The sequence below is a fragment of the Methanoculleus sp. UBA374 genome, from assembly GCA_002508705.1.
GTDB lineage: Archaea > Halobacteriota > Methanomicrobia > Methanomicrobiales > Methanoculleaceae > Methanoculleus > Methanoculleus palmolei.
Genome location: DAYL01000033.1, coordinates 11,401 through 27,767 on the forward strand (window position 1 = coordinate 11,401; position 16,367 = coordinate 27,767).

Sequence of the window (16,367 nt, forward strand, 5' to 3'; positions counted from 1 at the left end):
GGGCGTCTGGTCCGACACCTACATCCGGTCGATTGCTCCGGGCGCATGGGTCACGCTGACTGCAAACGGCGGTTCGGCCGGTGCAACCTGGAAGGCCGCCCTCGGCACTCACACTGTGAAGGCCACCGTCGACGACGTCAACCGGATCGCCGAGAGCGACGAGACAAACAACGTCCGCGCCAAGCAGATCACGGTCTCGAAGGCTGCATCGACCCCGACACCGGTCCCCACCACTCCGGCTCCCTCCGGGAAGCCGGACCTGGTGGTAACCGATATCTCCTGGGAGCCGGCAAACCCGGCCTCCGGGGATGCGGTGACGCTCAAGGCGACCGTCAAGAACCAGGGTGACGCCGCGACGCCTGCGGGCGCTAAACACGGCGTCCTCTTCACGTTCGACGACGGTGCCGCCGGTTCGGGCGTCTGGTCCGACACCTACACCCGGTCGATTGCTCCGGGCGCATGGGTCACGCTGACTGCAAACGGCGGTTCGGCCGGTGCAACCTGGAAGGCCGCCCTCGGCACTCACACCGTGAAGGCCACCGTGGACGATGTCAACCGGATTGCAGAGAGCGATGAGAAGAACAACGTTATGAGTAAAAAGATCGTCGTCGGAGCCCAGCAGGCTCCCGTGAAGGGAGACCTCAACGGAGATGGCAGCGTGGACTGGGCCGACGTGATAATCGCCGCCGATATGGCGCAGGGAAAGACGGACCCCAGTGCGGCTGCCGATCTTGATGGAGACGGCACCGCGGGCTGGAAGGATGTTGCTCTGCTCGCCGACTTCTTCTTCGGCAGAGTTTCATCACTGTAACGTCTTCCGGGAGGCAGGCTATCCACCTGTCTCCCCGATTATTCCGCCCGCAGTTGCCGCTCCATATCTCGTGGCTATGATCTTAACCTTTTCTCATGGTCTGTGAACCCTGCCGGACAGACGACGCCGGAACGTCTCTTCCATCGAAGCGGAAGCGGCGGATACATCTATATAGGTTCCGCCCAATACTGGCGGCCCGATGGCAGTAGCACTCCCCAAAAATTTCAGCGAGGTCAGACAGCAGTTTCAGGAGCCGCTTATCCGGAATTCCTTCTTCATCATGGCGTCGTCGTTTGTCGCTGCGGGATTTGGGTTCTTCTTCTGGATGATCGCGGCCCGGCTCTACTCCCAGGCTGATGTGGGCATTGCTACTGCCCTGATGTCGTCCATGGGGCTTCTCATCCTCATCTCCCGGCTCGGCCTGGACCAGTCGGTTATCCGGTTTTTTCCCACCCGTGACAAGAACAAGGTGCTTGGAACCGCCCTCCTCGTACCGACCGCGGCGGCGCTCGGTGCGGGGCTCGCCTTCATCGCCGCAGTGGACGTCGTATCCCCCGAACTTACAATTGTCCGGACAATCGCGCCGCTCTACCTCGCCATCCTAGGAGCCTACTCCATCACCTGGGTCCTTGAGGGTGCGTTCAATGCTCTCCGAAAGTCCGAACACTACTTCACCCTGAACCTGATCTACGGGTCGAGGATTCTCTTCCTCTTTCCCCTGGTCTTCCTCGGGGCGACGGGCATCTTTAGCGCCTTCGGTCTCTCGTTTATCATCGGCCTCGCCTTTGCCCTTGTTCTCCTCTCCCGGTGCTCCATCCGGCCGGAATTGGGCGTGGACCGGGCCTTCCTGCGGGAAGCATGGCAATTCTCCGCCGGTGCATACGTCGCCGGGATACTGATGTCCGCTCCGAACATGGTCATCCCGATCATGGTGCTTCACGTGCTGGGGGCGGAGAGCACCGCCAACTACTACATCACCTACGCAATCGTCTCGATCCTCTTCATGATCCCGTACGCGTTTACGACCTCGCTCTTCGTCGAGGGGAGTCACGGAGGGGAGATGAAGAAGAGCGTGCTCCGGACGCTTGCAAGCATGTTCGCCCTGCTGATACCTGCAATCATCGGGCTCTCCCTCTTCGGGGAGCCGATCCTCAACCTGATCGGCAAGGATTACGTCGAAGGGATGGCCCTGCTCCGGGTGCTCGCCGCATCCGCTCTCTTTGTCTCCCTCTGCCAGACCTTCATATCCATCGCAAAGGTCAGAAACGATATCCGGAGCCTCATGATTGTCAGCGGGTTCATCAGTGTCGCCCTGCTCGGGCTTGGGTATACCATGATGAACCGGTTCGGCCTCATCGGCATGGGGTATGCGTGGTTCGGCACGTATGCGGCAGGCACGGTCCTGATCGGCGTGATCCTGAAGAAGAAGGGCTGGATCTAATCGCCTGTTCTTCACCGGTAATACACGACGGCACCGACGTTGTCGTAGATCCGGTTCCGGTCCCGGATGTACTGCACGGCGTCGGTATAGCCCGCCACAGTGACCGTGCCCTTCTGCGCCTCGATCCTGACGTTCTCCCGCACCAGGTTGTAAGTGCCGAAGTAGAGATACGAACTCGGCTCCATCAGTGAAGCGTTTGCCGGGAGGTATCGCTGATGGTCCGGATCGAACCCCAGCAGGAGCCACCAGCGCGTGCCGTCAACGTAGATGGGGCGCTCGCTCCCTCCTTCCTGGAAGAGCCATTTTGCTCCCTGCACCTCTTTGCCGTTGAAGACCGGTTTATCTTCGGTGGTTTCAAGCGCCATCGATGTCGGGCTGTCGTTCACGACCTGGTAGATGAGCCCGCTGTTGAAGAGGAAGAACACGACAAAAAATACCGATAGCGCCTGATAGGCCGTTCTCATGAACGGAACAACCTTGAAACCGTGTATTTTTCCGATCAACGTCTCATAGAGCGCTATACCGCCGATGACCGCAAACGGGGCAAGGAAGATCAGGGTGATATGGTAGAGTCGGCTGGTGTTGAGCGAGCTTGCAAAGAACGGGACGATAATCCCGGCTACGTTGATGAGGAAGAAGACAAGCGAGATGGCGAGGTACTCGGGCTCGATACGCCACCGCCCGCGCTTTGCCGTGAGGGTTGCAAGCAGTCCTGCGGCGATGAGCCCCTGGGTGGCGATATGGACGACTTTTGCCAGACTGTGCAGGGGCGTGATCGACTGAGTGGTGAGGATCTGCATCCCCTGAGCGGCTTTCGGGCTGAGGGAGTTTGAAAAGAGAGTATCCCCTATCCTGTCCCCGATGCCGGCAATGGTGGCAAATGCCATACCTCCGGCTACCGTCGAGTACCAGAGGTAGGCGAGGGCGGCAAAGATGAGGATGTAAGGGAGGGCGAGCGTCCGGACCGATCTTCCCCCGCCGGTCCCCGCCGGGGCGAGCGGGTCGATCTTCAGGAAACCAAACCGTTCGGTGATTTTTTCCGGCAGCCGGACCTGCAGGCGTTCGAAAACGACCAGGAGCAGCCATGCCGGGATGAGCGAGAAGAGGTAGATGTACGAGAGGCCGTAATGCGAGACGATCATGGCAAAGCCGAACGTGACCATGAGGAATGCCCGTCTGCCCCTGTCCATGACCTTGTCGATCATCACGAACGCCGTCAGCGCAAGGAAGAGTTCGGCGATCTGCTGGCGGGCAAGGGAGATCATCTCGTTATAAAAGGTGAAGAACGCGACGAAGAAGAAGATCGAGAAAAATCCGATCTTCGGACTCGTCTGTTTTTCTATCACCCGGTAGAGCCCGAGCGGCACGAGCGCAAAGAGGAGGGGGTAGATGATCTTGAAGACCCAGATGGGATCGAGATCGCAGATGAGCGAGTAGGTGGGGACGAGCGCAACGACGGAGAGCATTCCATTCGTGTTATACGGGATGTTCATGTCCCAGAGCCCCGGTATCAGCACGCTGTTTACGAGGTGGAGCTCGTGATGGATATCGTAGCCCCAGACATACTCCGATATCAACGCGGTATGGTAGAGGAGCGCGAGCGCGATTGTGTAGACCGCCAACGGATACGCGGACGCCGGGACGAGGCGGTCGAACCCGACAGCGATCCCGGTGACGGCGACGAGGACGAGGAGCAGGAAGAGCAGGGTGACCATGTGGTATTCGTCGCGCATGTGCGTCCCGATGATCGCAAGGAACGGGAGCAGCGCAAGGAACGGTACCGCGGGGGAGGGTGGAAAACTAACCTCTACCACGGGGCTCACGGCGGCATGCTCCCGGTCTCTGGTGAGCGCGAGGTAGAGCAGGACCTGCACGACGGCGATGATCGTGAGAAAGAGGATTGCAAACGAGAACGGCCGTGCATACCCGAGCAGCGGGTAGACGGTGTTGGCGGCGAGGCCGGTAAGCATGAGAACGACAAGACTCAGCCCGACGGAGTAGAGCGCCGTCTCGATCGTGCCGAGATTGTGGAGTCTGAGTGCCTTCAGGACGAGGACCCCGGGCAGGAAGGTGAGGTAGAGAAAGGCCAGGGCCTCTCGTGCAATCGGGATATGATACCCGACGAGACCCAGAGAGACTACACCGATGAAGGCAATCTGGAATGCCTGGAATGCCCAAAAAAATGTTTTGTTATCCCAGTCGTTCATCTGGAACGGGTTGAGCAGGTGCATGGTCTACGTACCTCTGGTGAATCCCTGGCCGATCCTGTGTCCGAGAGACGTCTCTCCCTTTTCGGTGGCATGCAGGCAGCGTTCGGTGCCGTATCACTGCACCTACTCTTAGGTCCATCTATTAATGGATTTCGCCAACCCGGCCTTTTGCGGCATCCCTTCCTCATGCTGCAACGGTTTCCGCCGGGAGGCACGGGAGATCAACGCTCTTTTCCGACGACGGAGGCTGTCCCGGCGGGTGCCCCGTCTGCAGGCTTTCCCGGGGGAGCCGCGAGCTCACCGTAGACCGCGAAGAGAGATTGCACGATCGTGGACCAGGCCATGTCCGTCTTCAGTTTTATATAGCCCTGTTCTCCCATGAGCCGGCACGCCGCCGGGTCTTTGAGCAGGCTCACGATTGCAGAGGCCAGCGCGGCCGGGTCGCGTGCGGGCACGATATATCCGGTCTTTCCGTCGTCGACGACCTCGGGCAGGCTCCCTACATCCGTGACCACCACCGGCCTTCGGAACCCGTAGGCGGTCGGTATGACGCCGCTCTGGGATGCTTCGACGTACGGGAGCGCCACGACGCTCGCCTGCTGGAAGAGCCGGGCCCCCTCCTCGTAGGGGACTCGATAGTTGTAGACCTCGAATGCGTCCCTGTTCGCCATCGCCATCTCATATCTGGCGAAATCCTCGCCCGTCCCGGCGACGACGATCCGGGCGTCCGGAACTTCCCGGGTGATGAGCGGCTCGGCCTGGATCAGGTAGTCGAGCCCTTTGTAGCGGTGGATGCGGCCGAAGAAGAGGACCCGACGGCCTTCCGGTTCCCGGCCCTGCTGCTCGAACTTTATAAACGGCGCCACTTCGTGCTCGCCGATCGGGATGACATGCACCTTCCGGTCGGGGATGCGGTAATTTTTCACCAGGATATCCCTGAGTGCTTTCCCGTGGACGAAGATCCGGTCGGGGAAGAATCTTGATACGAACAGAGTGAGACGGTAGAGGTGGGAGCCAATATCCAGGAGCCGGTCTTCGCCGGGATGCGGTTCAACGTCGTGGAACGTCGCCACCAGCGGATAATTCCGGAGCATGGGGAGGAGCGGGCAGAGCATGGGGTTGTTCACCTGGAAGTGGACGATATCTGGCTCGAAGTCGTTGATTGCGGCGACGATCTCCCTGAGCACCGGGTAGCATGACGGACCGAATTTCCCGGCGTGTCGTGAGTAGCCGAAGATATGGACTTTCACCCCCGGGTCGATGCTCTCCAGGTACTCCTCCGACCGGTAGTCCGGCAGCAGCAGCAACACCTCGGTGTGCCGGGCAAGTTCGTTCGCCATCTGGATGGTGTAATCGTAGAACCAGAAGGTCAGACAGGCCACTCGCATAGGCCTCCCTCTGTGAGGAGGCTGTATATAGATTTGTGCCCCCGGAAAGGGTGGTCTTGAGCCCCGTGCGGTCTTGCCCGCTCCAGTGCTCAGGGTGCATCCGGCGCCCGTGAGCCTGATTTCCGGTCGATGGGGCTATCTTCCCGTCGTTTCACACCATCGCCGTGCAGCGAGGGTCCGGGTCCCGCGGTCATCCAGGCGCACGGAGCCGATCTCTCATCCACACCGCCGGAAAGCGATTTAGAATGGGTCGTTATGGGTGATCGGAGGGGGTCCGGCGCGAATATTTATAATTTCCGATTTTCCGGAAACTGATAGTATAATATTTTTCTGCACCGCTTGTTCTTCGCCCTGCTCCGCCTTCTTCCGAACCGGCTGATGCTCGAAGGTTTATATTCTAAGCCAATAATTCTCCGCAATTTTATTTTTTGAATAAAATATTTATACACCAATCAAAAGACGGTAGTGATACCTCACAGAGAGGCTGAATGGCATGATAGACAGGAAAAACATACTCAGACTGACTGCACTACTCCTGGCGTGTTTCCTTGTTCCGGCACTCGCTCCGGTGAGTGCAGCCGAGTCTGCAAGCCCGGCCACGCTCACCGTGGCTGCAAGCGATAGTACCGAACTGTCCAAGAACCAGGCAGACTATGTCTGTGATGGAGTCAACGACCAGGCCGAGATCCAGGCAGCGCTCGCCGCACTGCCCGAGGGCGGTACGGTCGCTCTCTCGGAAGGCACGTTCAACTGTGCCGGTGTCATCGCACCGCCGGCGGGGACGACGCTTTCCGGCCAGGGCCCGGATGCGACGAACCTCGTGTTCACCAACGACGGGCGCATCGACGTCGACCGTGAGCATGTGACCCTCGACGGGTTCCACGTCGAAGGCAGCGGCTACAGCAGCGGCGTCAAGTGGCTCGGCGTGATCACCGTCCGGGCAAGCCATGCTGCGGTCCACAACCTCACGGGAACCGCGGATGCAAGCATTCAGGCGGTTTTCCTCCTGATTCACGATCCGGCGGTATACGCTCCGACCCTCGAGGACATCGAGTTCGTCAACTGCAAGGCCGTGGACACCGGGACCTACGGGTTCCTCCACAACGCCTGGGGTTCGTCGAACAAGGTGATCAAGGACGTCCGCTACGAGAACTGTGCCGCGATCAACTGCGGGAGCAAAGGTGCGTTCAACCCCTGGATCACCGGGTTTGACTTTGCGGAGTTAAACGACATCGAGGGTCTCCGGGTGACGAACTGCCTCGCTGAGGGTAACCTCGAGTCCGGATTCCACTTCGAGTTCGACCCGAAGGTGACGGACGCCGTCCTTGAGAACTGCGTGAGCCGGAACAACGGGCAGAAGCCCTACCCGGACCGGCCCTACCAGCAGAGCGACATGTCGACCCACTACTTCGGGGCCGGCTACTACGCCCCGAACGCCGACGTGACGTTCAAGAACTGCACGGCGGAGAGCAACTCGCTCTACGGTTTCTACACGACGAACGGCGGAAAGCTCTATGATTGCGTCGAGAAGGACACCGGTGCCGGGAAGACCGACTACACCCAAAGACAGCCGGCCGGCTACTACAGTGCTCCGTGCCGCTCTGCGAACCCCTCCCTGGTGATGGAGAACTGCACGAGCATCGACTCGCACGGTTACGGTATCCAGATCGATCGCGCGAGCAACGTCCAGATCGAGAATTTCCAGATGGTGAACCCGGCCGGGATCGACGGTAAGGGTTCAAGTCTCGGCGGCCAGTTCAGCGACGCATCGGTAGACATCATCGCCTCCGGCGATCAGGTCGAAACGCTGGTCTGGGCAAAGGACAATCAGAACGCCCAGTACACCGGTGAGATCACCTCCGACTCCCCGAAGGCGTTCCTGGTTGAAGGCGGCCAGAATGTCCGGACAGAGGGCATGACGGTTGCACCTGCCAGCGCGTAAACCTGTTGATACTCTCGGACCCGTTCCCGGGTCCGCCCAATCTTTTTTGGTTTTTTTAAGAAAAATTTGCCGGGGTGTCTCGTTCAGGCCCCTCCCGGCGGGCGCCTGCTCTGGCCGTTGTTTACGATACCCGCATAGAAACGCTCGACGTCGTGCATGATTGCCTGCCAGTTGTACCGCGTTCGAACAAGTTCCTTCGCCTGCTTGCCGAACCTGGCCCGTAAGGCGTCGTCGGCAAGCAGGCGCCCGATAGCATCGGCCAGGGCCTCCGGCGTGTACGCGGTTGTGAACCCGACCGTGTTGTCGACCCATCCGAGCAGGTCCCCCTGCCCCGTCGTCACGATTGGCGTTCCGCAAAGGCATGCTTCGAGGAACGTGACCGGAAACCCGGTGAAACTCGGCGTCACGAAGACATCGGCGTCGGTGTATGCAGCCATCTTATCCTCCTTGCTCACGAACCCTGTGAAGATCACCCGGTCTTCGAGGCCGAGCGACCGAACCCTTTGCTGAAACTTGCCGTCGTGGCCCACACCCCCTCCCACCAGCATAAGGACAACGTCGTCTTCCTCCTGTGCCACCTTTTCAAACGAGCGGATCAGGAGGTCGATCCCTTTTGTCGGATCGAACCGTCCCAGGTAGAGTACGACCCGCGTGGCGTCGTCGATGCCCCACGCCGCGCGGAACCTGCCGCGGGGCGGAAGGTTGGGGTACTCGGCAAGGTCGATACCGTTAGGGACGATTGCAATCTTCTCCTCAGCGATGCCCAGGGCGCGGTAGCGCTCCGCTTCCGTCTCGTTGAGTGCGATCACTCCTGCGGCGTCGAGGAGTATCCTCTTCGACCAGAGCCGGTCGAAGAGCCGCTTCATATGGGTCGAGCCTGTTTCCTGCGGGAGCGCCCCGTGCGCCTGGAGGACATAGGGGACGCCGTACTTCCTCCCGTAGTGCGATGCAATGACGGTAAGCAGGGTGCGATGGTCGTGGATGTGGATCAGGTCGAACTGCGCCACATTCTTTCTCGCAACCTCAGGCATACGGTAGGGTATCACCGGCAGGGTCGCGCCCCCGGCGTACTTTCGCAAATTCTCAAAGTAGTAGACGTTCATCCCGTCGACGCCGGTCGGACGGTTCGTGGGCAGGTCGTTTGGGTAGACGCTCCTGTTCGTCGTATAGACCGTGATGTCATGCCCGTTCTGGTGGAGGTTGTGTGAGATGTCGTACGCGACCCGTGCCACCCCTCCCGCCTCCCAGAGCGGTTTGAAGAACGGGGTGACCTGCAAGATCTTCATGCATGCCCCCCCGCATGCCGTTGTCTCAACCGTTTTCTAATCAGACCCGCATAGCAGTTCAGGCAGAACGGCGTCACCAGCCAGACCCCGCATTCGACCAGGGGCGCGAGTCCGTGCCGCCGGATCCGGTAGCGGTAACTGTCCATGTTGTACGTCAGGTAATTCTCACCGATCTGCTCAAACCACCATTTCCGGGTGATCTCTCCTTTCTGCACCCGGTCCGAGCATTTCGCGATCCAGTGCCTGACCCGTTCCCGGGTCCGCCCTTCCGCCACCGCGGGCTGGAAATTGCTGTTGATGACACAGGGGGTGACTGTGTAATCCCGAATACCGTACCGGTCCAGGTCTACCGAGAGGATCATGGAACTCTTGATCTCCTCCTTGAAGAGTTCGGTATCGAACTGGAAGTTCCCGAGGGAGTAGGCGATCAGGCCGCCGTTGTACTCTTCCAGCCCCTGAATTGTGTGAGAGTGGTGTCCGAGAACCAGGGTCGCCCCGTTGTCGATGAAGTCGTGGGCGAGTCTGACCTGATCCGGGGAAGGGTAATAGACGTTCTCGATCCCCCAGTGCAGGGAGACAACGATATGATCGCAACGGTCCTTTAATGCCCTGATATCCTGGATGACGGTTCTTCTCTTCAGTTTTGAAAGCGTAACACCCGGGGGTGACCGAAACCTCCCGCTCGTGTAGCCGAGAAAACCGATCCGGACCCCATTCCGTTCGAGGACCTGCCCCCGTTCTCTCTGTCTGTCGCCCCGTGCCCCTCCGATATAGGCGATACGACGGGTTTCCAGGCCGTCGAGAGTTTTTTCGAGCCCTTCCCGGCCCATGTCGAGCGTGTGGTTGTTCGCCACGCTGAGGATGTCGAACCCGGCGTCTTTGAGGTAATCGCCTGCTTCAGGAGGGTTTGCATTGATCCAGCGCTTTCTTCTTTCGGTGCCGCTCTCGGAGAGGACCGCCTCCAGGTTCCCGAAGAGCAGGTCCTTCTGCCGGAGTTCGTGCTGTATCAGGGCAAACGGTTTTTTGCCGTTCCTGGTCCAGAGCAGCACGTCCCCGACAGCCTGCAGCCGCATCGCCGTCATGCCGCTGTTCTCCCGGCAGTCCTTTTGCTGCCCTTCGAAGGCCCCGGTCTGAAACCCGGCCTCGTCGCTCCTGGCGCCGGAACTCTGCTGATATCTCCGAAAAAAGGCTTCACGTGCAGATAACCTGGTATACTGTATTCCCCCTTGATGCGTTGAGTTCCAGACGGAACGTGCAACAATATATAGTTTGCTCCGCTTACGGTTTCGCTGGCAGCCGGGATTTGAGCATGTAGTGACCCCGGCGCTCCGGACGGGGCATGGAGGACGCCTGCCGCGTCACATTTCCGACTGCCGAACCATTAACTGTTCTCGCATCGACTATTTATCCGGACCTTCGAACGGCAGATGATGAGAGTTACCCCCACTGATTGGTGATGAAGCAGGGGGCTGATGCCGCATCGACTCTTCTCTTTCAGGTATCCATAGACCGGTACGTGGGCGTCGTTCGGGAAGGCACGGGGCAACCCTATCCGACGTGAGCGGTCGGCACCACGGCGATTATCCCTGTTCAAGACGCCGCATCACGGATCTCCTTTCATTCCCCCCGCACGACCGCCCCGCAGTTCCTCGCCCGCGTCAGGAGTACCTTTCCCCCATAGTCTCCGAGCACCTCCCTCGCCGCGCGGGCCGCATCCTGCATATCCGTATCGCCGACGGCGTAGACCGTCGGCCCGAACGAGCTCAGGCCCGCACCGGCGGCACCGGCCTGAACCGTCGCCTCGATGAGCGAGGAAACGACCGGGTGCTGCATGGCCACCTCGACCTTCTTGAACCCGAGGGTTTGAGTCCTGTTGACCGCCGAGCCGAAGAGGTCGAGGTCGTGCTCGACCAGGCCCGGGATCATCCGCATGAGCACCTCGTGGCAGAGTTCCCGCACCTCATCTAGCGGAACCGGGCAGTACGTGCGGAAAAGATCGGCCTCTCCGCTCCCGTGCGCCCCTGCACCGGTATCGGGGGTGACGAGCAGGATGCGCCAGTCCTCCGGGAAGCGGTGCCGGGTGAGGACCGGCGGCGGCGCCACCCCCCGCGATGCCGCCGACGGGCGGAAGTCCTGCTTTCCTCCCGGAGAACCGAACCGGTGCCCGCCGTCCAGGATGAACCCCCCCTGCTCGAACGCCGCCGTGCCGATCCCGGACGTCCCCCCGCGGCCGACGATCCGCGCAAGGTCGGACACGACTGCGTCCCGTTCGTAGAGCCGGCAGAGGGCGGCGGCGGTGGCGAGCGCGACCTGCGTCCCGCTCCCGAGCCCTGCATGCTGCCGGGCGGCGGCATGTAGCGTGATTTCGGCGCCGCCGGGGAGTCCAAGCCCTTTCGCCACCGTCCGGGCAGCCTCCGCGACCCTGCGCCGGACTTCCTCATCGCCGCCGTGCACGCTGACGTCCGGCCCTTTGCGCGCGTCCAGGACGCATCCGGGCTCGTCGAGGGTGATCCCGACCCCGCCGTCGACTCTGCCCGAGGCGCCGTTCATATCGAGCAGGGTGATGTGGATCCGGGACGGAGCATCGACCAGAACTCTGATCTCGTCCGTAAACGACGTGAAGGGGAAGACCTCCTCGATTGCGATCAGCGGCTCTTCACGGTGGATGATCCGGTACTCCCGGGAGAGCATCGATTCGCACCGATGAACGCCGAATGTCCGGGCCAGGTCCGTACCGGCGGGGACGATGCGGGCATCGGTGATCTCCCGGCGCGACTCTATCCGGTGACGGCGGAGGATCCTGCCGATGGGAATGTCCGCCCTCATGAGGTCCTGCCTGAACTCCGGGGCAAGCCGCCGGAGCGGGGTGCGGGAGACCGCGTAGATGAGGACTTTTCCCGTTACGCTGTCCTTTAACTCGACGATGCGGTAATTGACTTCGTCTCCGGGTTCGATCTCGAGTGCCGCCGCCGTCCCGGCGTCGGCGGCGATGATATCCTGCACCCGGGTGGTGATGGTGACGGGATGACCGGTTGCCATCTCGAGGAGGTTTGTCACCGACCCGTCGGTCCCGATGAGGACCTTCTGCATCGGGGAGAGCCTCCCCACACGCTGCTCGATCTCCTGGATCCTCTCACCGATCTTCTCTGTCGTCAGGGGTTCCATACCTGAATAGGTGTAGTGTACAGCGACTACAAAAAGGTGGTGCCGGGTCGTCCGACCCTGTTCCGGGCCGGTTCATCTTGAGAAGAGCAGAGGGAGGAGATCGGGCGCCTGCATGAGCCCGAACGACCCTTCTGCCGCCTCGCGCTCGGAAAAAGCACAAACGTTGTCCCTCCCTTTCCCGAGTATCGCAAACGGTATCGGGTCCGCGGTGTGGGTCTTGCACCGTACCGGCGTCGGGTGGTCGGGGAGGACCGCGACGGTCGTGTCCGGTCGGTCGAGGATGATCCCGACCGCTTCGTCGAGCCGTTCGATTGCCCGCACCTTCTCCTCCACGCTTCCCATGTGCCCGGCCTCGTCGGGGGCCTCAACGTGCATGTAGACGAAGTCGAGGCGGTCGAGGGCATCGACGGCGTACCTTGCTTTCGCCTCGTAGTCGGTGTCCAGGAACCCGGTGGCGCCCGGAACGCGGATCACCTCCATTCCGGCAAGGCGTGCGATGCCGTTCAGGAGGTCGACTGCGGAGATCATCCCCCCGGAAAGTCCGTATTTCTCCAGGAAAGGCGTAAGCGACGGTCTTGTCCCGCCGCTCCACGGCCAGATCCCGGTTGCCGGGGTCTTTCCCTCCTCTCGACGGCGCAGATTGACCGGGTGGTCGGCAAAGACCTCCCGGGACACCTCCATGCTGTCGAGGAGGACCTCAGCATCGTCCCCGCGCGGGAGGAACGCCGCCACCGGCTGACCGACGATGTCGTGGGGTGCGGTGGTCCCGGCTCCATGCGCCCCCGGGACGACCAGCAGGTTCCGGTAACTGACCCCCGGGTAGACCCGGACCTTCCCGAGTGCGGCGTCCAGAGCGCGGAGGAGTTCGGCACCCTCGGCGCTCGAGATGTGCCCGGCGTTGAAGTCCTCCATCTTCCCGTCCCGAACCGTGACCAGGTTGCAGCGGTAGGCCATCTCCCCGTCCCGGAGGGCGACTCCCATATTGGCCGCTTCAAGCGGCCCTCTCCCGGTATAGAAGGTGCGGGGGTCGTAGCCCAGGATGCAGAGGTTCGCGATGTCGCTCCCTGGTTCGAACCCCTCCGGGACGGTCCGGAGCATCCCGCACCGTCCCTCGCGGGCGATGCGGTCCATATTCGGTGTGTCTGCATATTCGAGGGGTGTTCTGCCCCCAAGTTCGGCCAGCGGATCGTCCGCCATACCGTCCCCGAGAATGACGACGTACTTCATGCATGCCCTTCGTGCTGTTTTGATATTATATTTCAATTCGGCTGCAAGTATAGCCGGGTAATTGCTGTACTTCCGTTTGGCGTTGTATTGCTTATGCTCTTTGGCGTAATCATCCTGGAGGGGACCCGTGCGCCGTTATTCGAGCATGGCGCGAACAGCCGTGCGCACACTTTCTTCCGAGGTGGTCCTGCACTGCCAGCCAAGACCCTTGAGTCTCTCGACCGAGAGCTGCATCCTCGGCACGTCGCCGACCCAGCCGCGTGCACCGCCGGTAAACCGGTAGCGGACACCGGAGAGCCCCATCTCCTCTGCGACGATATCGGCGATCGCGACGACGTCGATCCAGTCTTCAGATCCGATGTTGAAGGTGTTTATCGTGTCGTGGGAATGTTCGATCCCGAACTGCACGGCGCGGACACACTCTCCTACCTCCAGATAGGATTTTGTCTGCCTGCCGTCGCCGAGGATCTCGAGTTCGTGCGGGTTTTTGCGAAGTTTCCAGATGAAGTCGGAGATGACGCCGTGGCCGCTCCGCTCACCTATGATGTTTGCGAACCGATAGACCCACGACCGCATCTCAAACGAATGGCAGTACGACGAAATAAGCGCCTCACAGGCGAGTTTCGTCGCGCCGTAGACCGATATCGGTTCGAGCGGGGTATAGGTCTCCGGCGTCGGGATGACGGTGGCATCGCCGTAGACGGTCGAGGTCGAGGTGAAGACCAGTTCCGGCACGCCATACGCCCGCATCGCCTCGAGTACCCTGTGTGTGGCGATGATGTTGTTTCTCACCTGGGACTCCGGGGTCATGGCGCTCTGCCGGACGTCCGGGTCTGCGGCGATGTGATAGACCCGGTCGGCGCCCTTGATGCGCTCCTGCCAGCCGTCGTCGAGCAGGTTCCGCCTGAGGAAGGTGACCTGCCCGCTCGCTCTGTGGTGTGCGAGGTTCCGCTCGGTACCCGCACTGCAGTCATCGACGACCAGCACGTCGTCACCCGCCGCGACAAGGGCGTCGACGATGTGTGAACCGATAAACCCGGCACCACCTGTTACGATACAGAACATGATAGAGTAATGTCCTTCTCCCGCTATAGGGTTACTGGATGACGGCTCCATCCAGAGCGCCGGGTCTTTTCCTTGCCGGTTCCTGTCGCCGTCGGCGCGGAGGAGTAGGCGAAATGGTGGCACCAGGGTAGTGCAGCCTGATTCCTGCCCCTTCCCGCGGGGGATCCGAAAACTTACTTCAACCCCGGATGTAAAGAGGTACGGTATCATGTTTATCGGCATCGACCACGGCACTACCGCGATGCGTTTCTCCACCGGCGAGGAGGATTATAAGATCTCCCGCGAAGAAGCCCGGCATTTTACGGCCGACGATCTTGCCCGCCTCTCTCCTCTCGACGAGATCGAGGGAATTGCCGTCTGTTATTCGATGGGCGACGGTATCTCGGCCATCACCGATATCAGGAAGGTTACCGGCCGGGGCGTCGTCTCCCGGGAAGGCGCCGGCAAGCATATCGGCGGCGGCACCCGTGTCTACGACGAGATCAGGAGGAGCGGTCTTTCTGCCGTCGTGATTCCCGGACTGCACCGTGCATCCCCGACCGATCCGCGATTCAAGGCCTACTCCCACCAGGCGAGCCCCGAGAAAATCGGGATCCTGTATGAGGTCTCGCACGACCTCGGCGGGGATATCGTGGTCTGCGACACGAGTTCGAACACCGTCACCCTCCTTGTGACCGGCGGCCGGATTGTCGGTGCATTCGATGCCTGCATCTTTGCGCCCGGCACCCGGCACGGTGCTCTCGATGTGGATGCCATCCGTCGGATAGACCGGGGTGAGTCCACGGCGAACGACGCCTTCCTCCACGCGGGCGTGGACAATACGATGAACCCGGAGTTCCGGGTAGAGACGATGGCCATGTTTGCCGCGATGGAGTGCGCCGCGATGCTCCTCCTCAATCCCGGCGCAAAGGTCGCCCTCGCCGGCTCCATGGCGTCTGCCGTTGCACCGGGTGTGGAGGCGCTCCTTTCCCGGAAGGTTGCCGTCTACGACGAGTGGTGCGCGGCCCGGGGGCTTGCCAGGATCGCCCGTGACGTCTTCTCGGGAGCAACCGGGATCCTCGGGCTCGCGGTGGAGCGATAACCCGCACCTTGGCTGTGCTTCCCATCCATACTCTTTTATGTGACCCCGGGTTGTTGTATAATGCACTGAAAAAGAGAGGGACCAGAGACATGCAGCCGGAGTGCCCCAGTATCGCCAACCTCATGCTCCTGATGACGGCACGTCTCGAAGAGACGGCGCGTGCCCTTAGCCAGGAGACTGCCGGTCGGTTTATCGATGAGATCCTCAATGCAAAACGGGTCTATGTGGCCGGCGCCGGACGTTCAGGACTCGTCGCGAGAGCGTTCGCCCAGCGCCTGATGCACCTTGGGTTTGAGAGTTACGTCATCGGCGAGACCATCACGCCGGCGTTCAGGCCGGGGGACGTGCTCGTCGCCTTCTCCGGTTCCGGAGAGACCCGGTCCGTGGTGGACGTCTGTGAGACCGCCCGGGAGATCGGGGGGAGGATCTGCCTCATCACATCGTCACCGAACTCGCACATAGGGCGCATGGCCGACTGCATCGTCGAGATCGGGAATAACCAGTTCAAGGATGCGGATATTCCGCAGGACTTCGAGATCCGCCAGCTTACCGGTCAGTACCGGTCGGTGTCCGGCTCTTTTGCCCCTCTCGGGACGCTCTTTGAGACCGCCGCGCTGGTCTTCTCCGATGCAGTCGTCTCCGCTCTGATGGAAGTGAGGCACTGCACCATTGAGGAGATCAAGAGCCGCCTCGCCAACGTTCAGTAAACGGGAACTTGTCCCGGCACCCCCCCGGGTTTTTCTCTCTTGTT

Annotated in this window: 12 protein-coding genes; 5 read left to right on the top strand and 7 right to left on the bottom strand. The window is 61.0% G+C overall.

Going from position 1 to position 16,367, the window contains the following annotated elements:
- Positions 1–811: CARDB domain-containing protein (locus BRA42_RS11670; protein WP_342771583.1), on the top strand; the 811-nt coding region annotated here is incomplete at its 5' end.
- A gap of 199 nt (positions 812–1,010) precedes the next feature.
- A complete protein-coding gene (locus BRA42_RS11675) occupies positions 1,011–2,252 on the top strand; it encodes an oligosaccharide flippase family protein (RefSeq protein ID WP_292405565.1) in 1,242 nt (413 codons plus the stop codon).
- 11 nt (positions 2,253–2,263) lie between these two features.
- Here BRA42_RS11675 and BRA42_RS11680 read toward each other — a convergent pair whose 3' ends face one another.
- Both BRA42_RS11680 and BRA42_RS11685 read right to left on the bottom strand, forming a co-directional pair.
- Positions 2,264–4,483 (bottom strand): DUF2206 domain-containing protein, encoded by a 2,220-nt coding sequence (locus BRA42_RS11680; RefSeq protein ID WP_292405568.1) that lies wholly within the window; start codon positions 4,481–4,483, stop codon positions 2,264–2,266.
- 200 nt (positions 4,484–4,683) lie between these two features.
- Complete coding sequence (locus tag BRA42_RS11685) at positions 4,684–5,850, bottom strand: glycosyltransferase family 4 protein (RefSeq protein ID WP_292405571.1); 1,167 nt, start codon at positions 5,848–5,850, stop codon at positions 4,684–4,686.
- Positions 5,851–6,343: 493 nt separating this feature from the next.
- Here BRA42_RS11685 and BRA42_RS11690 point away from each other — a divergent pair, with 493 nt between their 5' ends.
- On the top strand, positions 6,344–7,792 hold the full coding sequence (locus BRA42_RS11690; RefSeq protein ID WP_342686273.1) for a right-handed parallel beta-helix repeat-containing protein: 1,449 nt from the start codon (positions 6,344–6,346) through the stop codon (positions 7,790–7,792).
- A gap of 83 nt (positions 7,793–7,875) precedes the next feature.
- Here BRA42_RS11690 and BRA42_RS11695 read toward each other — a convergent pair whose 3' ends face one another.
- The 5 genes from BRA42_RS11695 to BRA42_RS11715 form a co-directional block, all read right to left on the bottom strand.
- Positions 7,876–9,078, bottom strand: a complete 1,203-nt coding sequence (locus BRA42_RS11695; RefSeq protein WP_292405576.1) for a glycosyltransferase — start codon at positions 9,076–9,078, stop codon at positions 7,876–7,878.
- The gene (locus tag BRA42_RS11700) at positions 9,075–10,160 is read right to left on the bottom strand and encodes a CapA family protein (protein WP_292405579.1); all 1,086 of its coding nucleotides are present in this window, start codon (positions 10,158–10,160) and stop codon (positions 9,075–9,077) included. Before BRA42_RS11700 ends, BRA42_RS11695 begins: the two co-directional genes overlap by 4 nt.
- Before the next feature lie 535 nt (positions 10,161–10,695).
- Positions 10,696–12,243, bottom strand: coding sequence for a beta-ribofuranosylaminobenzene 5'-phosphate synthase (locus tag BRA42_RS11705; RefSeq protein ID WP_292405582.1), 1,548 nt, complete (start codon positions 12,241–12,243; stop codon positions 10,696–10,698).
- Positions 12,244–12,315: 72 nt separating this feature from the next.
- Positions 12,316–13,470, bottom strand: coding sequence for a cofactor-independent phosphoglycerate mutase (locus BRA42_RS11710; protein WP_292405585.1), 1,155 nt, complete (start codon positions 13,468–13,470; stop codon positions 12,316–12,318).
- 135 nt (positions 13,471–13,605) lie between these two features.
- Complete coding sequence (locus BRA42_RS11715) at positions 13,606–14,535, bottom strand: NAD-dependent epimerase/dehydratase family protein (protein ID WP_292405588.1); 930 nt, start codon at positions 14,533–14,535, stop codon at positions 13,606–13,608.
- A gap of 208 nt (positions 14,536–14,743) precedes the next feature.
- Here BRA42_RS11715 and BRA42_RS11720 point away from each other — a divergent pair, with 208 nt between their 5' ends.
- Entirely contained in the window at positions 14,744–15,616 is an 873-nt protein-coding gene (locus tag BRA42_RS11720) for a methanogenesis marker 12 protein (protein ID WP_292405591.1), read from the top strand.
- 89 nt (positions 15,617–15,705) lie between these two features.
- A complete protein-coding gene (gene hxlB, locus BRA42_RS11725) occupies positions 15,706–16,323 on the top strand; it encodes a 6-phospho-3-hexuloisomerase (protein WP_342770583.1) in 618 nt (205 codons plus the stop codon).
- Positions 16,324–16,367 lie beyond the last annotated feature (44 nt).